The following is a 6,076-nucleotide window of genomic DNA, read 5'->3' on the forward strand; positions in this document are numbered from 1 at the left end:
CCACATTATTCATAGCAATGTATATTCGCTCGTAATTTCAAGTTAGTCCTCAAACTTTAACACCATAGATCACACTTTGTTACTATGCCCCTGCCAAGGAACCTCATTCTACTCATATTTTGCTATTTTTGCAAGGCACGTACACGAATTACTTCAGGGATCGCTAACAATGCAGCTTGCAGATTCTTGAGCTTTTCTGCTGGAATTGCCGCAACATCAATCATTGTATATGCAATCTGATCACGACTGCGGTTAATCATATTATCGATGTTGACCTCTTCTTGTGCCAGAATCGTTGTGATCCGACCAACCATATTAGGTACATTCCGATGAATAAGTGTCAAACGCAGTGCCGATGCAAATTCCATTTCAACTGTCGGAAAATTCACTGAATTAACAATATTGCCTGTTTCAAGGTACTTACGCAATGTTTGAGCTGCCATTTTGGCACCGCAGACCTCTGCTTCAATCGTCGTCCCCCCAATATGTGGAGTTACAATTACATCATCACGCTTAATAAACTTACTTGAACTGAAATCAGTTACGTATTGTTTTATTTGTCCATTATCCAAAGCAGCTACTACTGCATCTTCATTCACAATTCCCCAACGCGAATAGTTTAACAAAATTGCACCTTTTTTAATTTGTTGTAACTCTTTTGCTGTAATTAAATCCTTGTTTTTTTCCGTATAAGGAATGTGAATCGTAACATAATCACTACTACGTAAAACTTCTGCTAATTCTCCTGCACGCGGAATATCGTTAGACAGACGCCATGCATGCTCAACACTAATATAAGGGTCATAACCGATCACATGCATCCCCATATCCGCAGCCGCACGGGCAACACGTGAACCAACAGCTCCAAGTCCAATCACACCGATCGTCTTGCCCTTTAGCTCTGTGCCTGCAAAATGATTCTTACCCTTTTCCGTTTGTAGACTAACATCCGCACCATTGAGTTTTCTAGCCCAAGTAATCGATGAAAAAATGGGACGCGTCGCAATCACAAGCATCGCAACAATCAATTCTTTAACCGCATTTGCATTTGATCCAGGGGTATTGAAGACTACTGTTCCATTTGAAGAAGCTTCTACTAATGGAATATTATTGACGCCTGCACCTGCACGTGCAATTGCTAAAACACTGGTTCCAAAATGAGTTTTATGCATATCTTGACTTCTAATCAGTAGTGCATCTGGTTTATCAGTTTGATTTATTCGGTACATCGCTGGCGGAAAAACAGCCAGTCCCTCTGGGGCAATCATATTATACGTTTTAATATCCATCGTCATTATCTGGTTCTCCTAACTGTCTCTTCAAATGTTTGCATAAATTCAACCAATTTCTCTACGCCTGTGCGGGGAAACGCATTGTAGAGACTCGCGCGCATGCCGCCAACTAAACGATGGCCCTTAAGATTAACTAACCCGTTGGATTGAGCTTGGGCAATAAAACGTTGGTCGAGTTCCTGATTTCCAGTAATAAATGGAACATTCGTGGTCGAGCGCCATTGTTTTTTAACAGGTGATTTAAAGAGTTGCGATGCATCCAGATAATCATATAGTAATTGCGCTTTTGCTTCATTTCGTTGCTGCATCTGCGCTACACCACCTTGTTGCACTAACCACTTAAACACTAAGCCGGCAACGTAAATTGCAAACACTGGAGGTGTGTTTAGTGCAGAATGTTTTGCTGCCTGTTTTGCATAACTCAACATTGCTGGCAGTTGTGGGGCATCTTTAAAGAAGGAGTGCTTAACCACTACCACCGTCAGACCTGCTGGACCAATATTCTTTTGCGCGCCCGCATAAATCATGCCAAAGTCAGTGACATTATATTCCTGACCTAAAATATTCGACGAAAGATCCCCCACTAAGGGTACTTTACCTGTGTACGGCAATTCTTTGTACATCGTGCCTTCAATCGTGTTATTCAACGTTAGATGTAAATAATCATAATTTTCTGTGAGTTCAACTGCTTGCGGCAGTTCAGTATAATTCGAAGCTTCGCCTGAAGCAACCACTTCAGCCTTGATCCCTGTAACAAGTTTGGCCTCTTCTTCAGCCCTTTGAGACCAGTGCCCTGTGTCCACAAAGCCAATTCGCCGCGTGCGATTTGCTAAATTAAGAGGCGCCATTGCAAATTGCAGTGTTGCACCCCCTTGCAGAAAAAGCACGTCGTAATCTTCAGGAATGCTCATCAATTTTCTTAAATCAGCTTCTGCCTCTGCTTCCATCTCTGTGTAAAGTGAGGAGCGATGACTGATCTCCATTACGCTCATGCCGCTGTTTTTATAAGAAATCAATTCACTTTGAACCTGGCGCAAAACCTCAGCTGGTAAAACAGCTGGTCCGGCCGCAAAGTTATACACTTGTGTCACGCTACCCACTTCTTTCTTCAGAATTTTTTAATGGAGCAAAGGTGCTTGTAAAAAGTAAGCACACCACGTTGATGCGTGCTCCCGCCACTTTACCCAATGTTCCGAATGTAGCGCAATCCCATGGTGATGTCAAGACTCTATCAGAAAAACACCATTTCTGTTAAAAATTATTTTAGTGTTTTTTACCACGTCAACTATTCCCTCAAAAGGGGTTTTAGCTGGTATTTTTATTAAAAAATAATGAAGTTTATAAATTTAATATTACTGTAATATTATGCTCGGAAATTCGTGTATTTTTCAAACTGTTTTTAAGATAAAACCATAATTAAAGCAGGATTTTCATTAAATTTGGATTCCTTAAAGTATTTGTAACACTAATGTAATATTCTTAAGGAATTCAAAGCACTTACATTCCTTTTTCTTGCCCTGATAATCCCTTATATGTCAACGTTTTAAATTCTCTGAAGGAACACAAAAATAAACTCAAAAAAATTTTTTTTTGAAAAAACGCCTTTATTAAAGGCTTCACATAACTTATGTTACAGATAGTCCCAAATTGTAATTTAATTTGTACCCTCTTGCAACATTGATAGCCTACAATCAAAGCATTGGTAAGAAAATAATAATTTAAAAAAGTAGGAGTGACTTAATTTGAAACGTACAGCAAAAACATTATTGGTAGGCACTGTTGGTGCGGCGGGTTTATTCTTAGCTTCTACAACAACTGCGAATGCTTCAACCACTGTTAAAGTTAATAAGAATGATACTGTTTGGGCACTTTCACAAAAATATGGTGTTTCAATTCAAGCAATCGAAACTTTGAACCATGTTAATCAGAATTCACATTTAATCCTTCAAAATCAATCATTGCAAATTCCTGACAAAGCTGCTAAGAATACTGCTAACACAAGTAAGACAACAGCAACTTCTTCAGTTTCTGTCAAGGCCGGAGATAGCTTATGGGCAATTGCTAAAGAATACAACATTTCTGTTGATACTCTCCGTTCGCTTAACGGAATCGCCACAGATGAAACATTGATCCAACCAGGTCAAACTCTTAAGGTTACAGGAACACCTAAGACAACGACGACAACAAGCAATACAACGACCCAAGCTGCTAACACAGACAGTACTGCAGCAACGCAAAGTTCAACTACAACTGCTTCAAAAGTAACTGTTTCAACTAACCATGTTACATACACAGTTAAATCGGGCGATACACTTTACACAATCGCTCAAGCTTATGGTGTAACTGTTGCTTCACTTAGAGCTGCTAATACTTTAGGAAGCACACTTGTTTTGGGACAGACATTAACAATTAATGATCCAACCAAGACACCTGCAACAACAAGTTCAGCTGCTTCAAGTTCTTCAACAGCTTCAAGTACTGCTACTACAGCCGCTTCATCTTCAAGCACAACTGCAGCAACAAGTTCAACTACAGCAGCATCTAGCAGCACTCCTGCAAGTTCAGCTGCTTCAAGTACTTCGACAGTTGCTTCATCATCAAGTACTGCAAGTACAACAACAGGTACCAGTTCTACAAATAACACAACATCCAGCTCTGCTGTAAGTAGTTCTTCACAAGCTACGCAATCAAGTACTGCAGCTACTTCATCAAGTTCTGCAGCTACTTCATCAAGTACTTCGACTACAACAAGTTCAGTTTCAGCTTCTTCAATTGTTAGTTATGCAGAACAGTTAGCAACCATGGGCATTCCTTACGTATCAGGTGGTACAAGTCTTAGCGGTTTTGACTGCTCCGGGTTCACACAGTATGTTTATGCTCACTTTGGAATCTCAATTCCACGTACTTCTGAAGCACAATCTGCAATTGGAACTTACGAATCAGTTAGTGCTGCACAACCTGGTGACTTATTATTCTGGGGTGGCCGCGGTTCTGCATGGCATGTTGGAATCTACGTTGGTGGCACTAGTTATGTTGCCGCTCCAACAACTGGTGAAACAGTTAGCCTTAAGAGCTTCCAGTACTTCCAACCATCATTTGCAGTTCACGTAAACTAGAGTTAGTTAAAAAGCATCCTGCATGGATGCTTTTTTTGTAGGCTTTATATTCAGCATACTTAATAAACCAGCTGCTTGGCATTCTAGGCACGTAGACCCATCAAGCTAAGAAAAGACCCGTTCTCCTTAAAAACTCGCTTAGAAGTGCAATTAAAGCGTTAATAACTAAGTTTAAAGAGGCTGTGCCAAAAGTTAACTTTTGGCACAGCCCCGCTTTTATTCTGGATAAACGTGTTCCATAAGTCAAAATTCTCCGTCTAACTTCGAATTACTCATAGCAAAGTACTCGCTATGTTCGTAATTTCGAGTTAGCACTCAAAATTTTCCCGACTTATGTCACACTCTCTCTTTTGATATATCGAAGCACTTGGACTGCAAACTCAGGTAAAAAACTTCGGCCCTTCCCATAACTTCTAGCCGCAACAATATTCTAGTTTTGAAAATCTTTGAGAATTGTACGCGTCACCGTGCTTTTTACTATAAATTAAAAATAACGACTTTTTCCAACTGGAAGCAAGTCGTTATCGTTTGATTGTCTTGAAAAATTATTTTTTCATGTTTAGTAGCGCACAATAAAGGAACCTTCATTATTATCAGTAGCTGCTTTATCCCCATCAGTAGCGGAATTTCCAAAATGACCCTGTGCAATATCTTTATAGAAAGCAACATATGTCGCCGTCTGATAGGGTGTTAACCAGATAAAGCCGATCCCAAAGGTTAGAACTGCCAAAATATCCCAGCCAATAAAACTCAATTTCAATAAGAAAAAGTCCATTTTGTGTCCATCCATTAACTGACGGCTTTTAGTAATATAGTCTAAATAACTAAGATCGTCAGTGTCCTTTTGGCTCTCAGCTAGATCCTTGTAAATCAAGTAAGTTTGTGAATAAGAAAAAGTTTTAATTATTCCTGGAATAATAAATAGCAATGTCCATAAAAAGGTAAAGAGTGAAATTAGTAGATACAATACCAAAACACTTATAAAATGACGTTTAGTGAAGACACTGAAAACTCCTCTGAGAACTTTAAAATCACTTTTTTTGGTGCGCAGCCAATCAAGGAAGGTGAAGTTAATTCCAACTAAAATCATTGTTGCTAAAAAACCGGAGAAATAACTTCCGAAAGGATTTCCCCCATTACTAAAAGTCGACTCGTTACTCGTTCCTGAATAATCCAACGCTGCCCCATTCTTAGTCAGAAACCATACAAGTCCAAGACTGCCAATTGCAACTGCAAAACTTGCAAGAATTTGAAAAATAACTGGTATCAACGTTAACTTGATAGCTTGTCCCCAATGACCTCGAAAAGTGGCTTTAACCTCGTCCTTAAGTTCTTTTCTTGTCTTCATTTCTTTCTTCCCTTCCTTTTCTTTACGCATATTATACTAAAAAATTTCACCTCTTCACACAAATATGATTTTTTGTGTGAATTTTCATTTATGTACACTTCCTTAATGTATATAAAAAAAGGGCTGGGTCAAAAGTGAAATTTTAGTCTAGCTCCTTTATTTATTCCGGATAAACGTGTTCCATAATTTTACCGACTTATGTCACATTCTTGTATATAGAAAAAGAGTTGAGTCAAAAACTGTGTTTTGACTCAACTCTCTTAGTTTGCACGGCAACGACCTACCCTCGCAGGGGGCGATCCCCCAACTACTCTTGGCGC

General features: G+C 39.3%; 4 protein-coding genes. 1 reads left to right on the forward strand and 3 read right to left on the reverse strand.

The window, feature by feature from the left end; all coding sequences use genetic code 11:
• Positions 1-122 precede the first annotated feature (122 nt).
• Both FD50_RS04880 and serC read right to left on the reverse strand, forming a co-directional pair.
• Positions 123-1,295, reverse strand: a complete 1,173-nt coding sequence (locus FD50_RS04880) for a phosphoglycerate dehydrogenase (RefSeq protein WP_056960622.1) — start codon at positions 1,293-1,295, stop codon at positions 123-125.
• Positions 1,295-2,383 carry a 3-phosphoserine/phosphohydroxythreonine transaminase gene (gene serC, locus FD50_RS04885; protein ID WP_056960623.1) on the reverse strand — a complete coding sequence of 363 codons (1,089 nt, stop codon included), beginning with the start codon at positions 2,381-2,383 and terminating at the stop codon, positions 1,295-1,297. The genes FD50_RS04880 and serC overlap by 1 nt, the downstream gene beginning before the upstream one ends.
• A gap of 651 nt (positions 2,384-3,034) precedes the next feature.
• Between serC and FD50_RS04890 the strand changes: the two genes are divergently transcribed.
• Positions 3,035-4,408, forward strand: a complete 1,374-nt coding sequence (locus FD50_RS04890) for a C40 family peptidase (protein WP_054758024.1) — start codon at positions 3,035-3,037, stop codon at positions 4,406-4,408.
• A 559-nt stretch (positions 4,409-4,967) separates the two neighbouring features.
• On the opposite strand, the gene FD50_RS04895 is transcribed toward FD50_RS04890, so the two are convergent.
• Positions 4,968-5,756, reverse strand: coding sequence for a DUF975 family protein (locus tag FD50_RS04895; RefSeq protein WP_056960635.1), 789 nt, complete (start codon positions 5,754-5,756; stop codon positions 4,968-4,970).
• Positions 5,757-6,076: the final 320 nt, after the last annotated feature.

Source organism: Liquorilactobacillus satsumensis DSM 16230 = JCM 12392, assembly GCF_001435195.1.
Lineage (GTDB): Bacteria > Bacillota > Bacilli > Lactobacillales > Lactobacillaceae > Liquorilactobacillus > Liquorilactobacillus satsumensis.

Bases quoted from the DNA above. Each gene is read 5' to 3' on its own strand.
- FD50_RS04895 (WP_056960635.1), bottom strand. From the start codon at position 5,756: ATGAAGACAAGAAAAGAACTTAAGGACGAGGTTAAAGCCACTTTTCGA.
- FD50_RS04880 (WP_056960622.1), bottom strand. From the start codon at position 1,295: ATGACGATGGATATTAAAACGTATAATATGATTGCCCCAGAGGGACTG.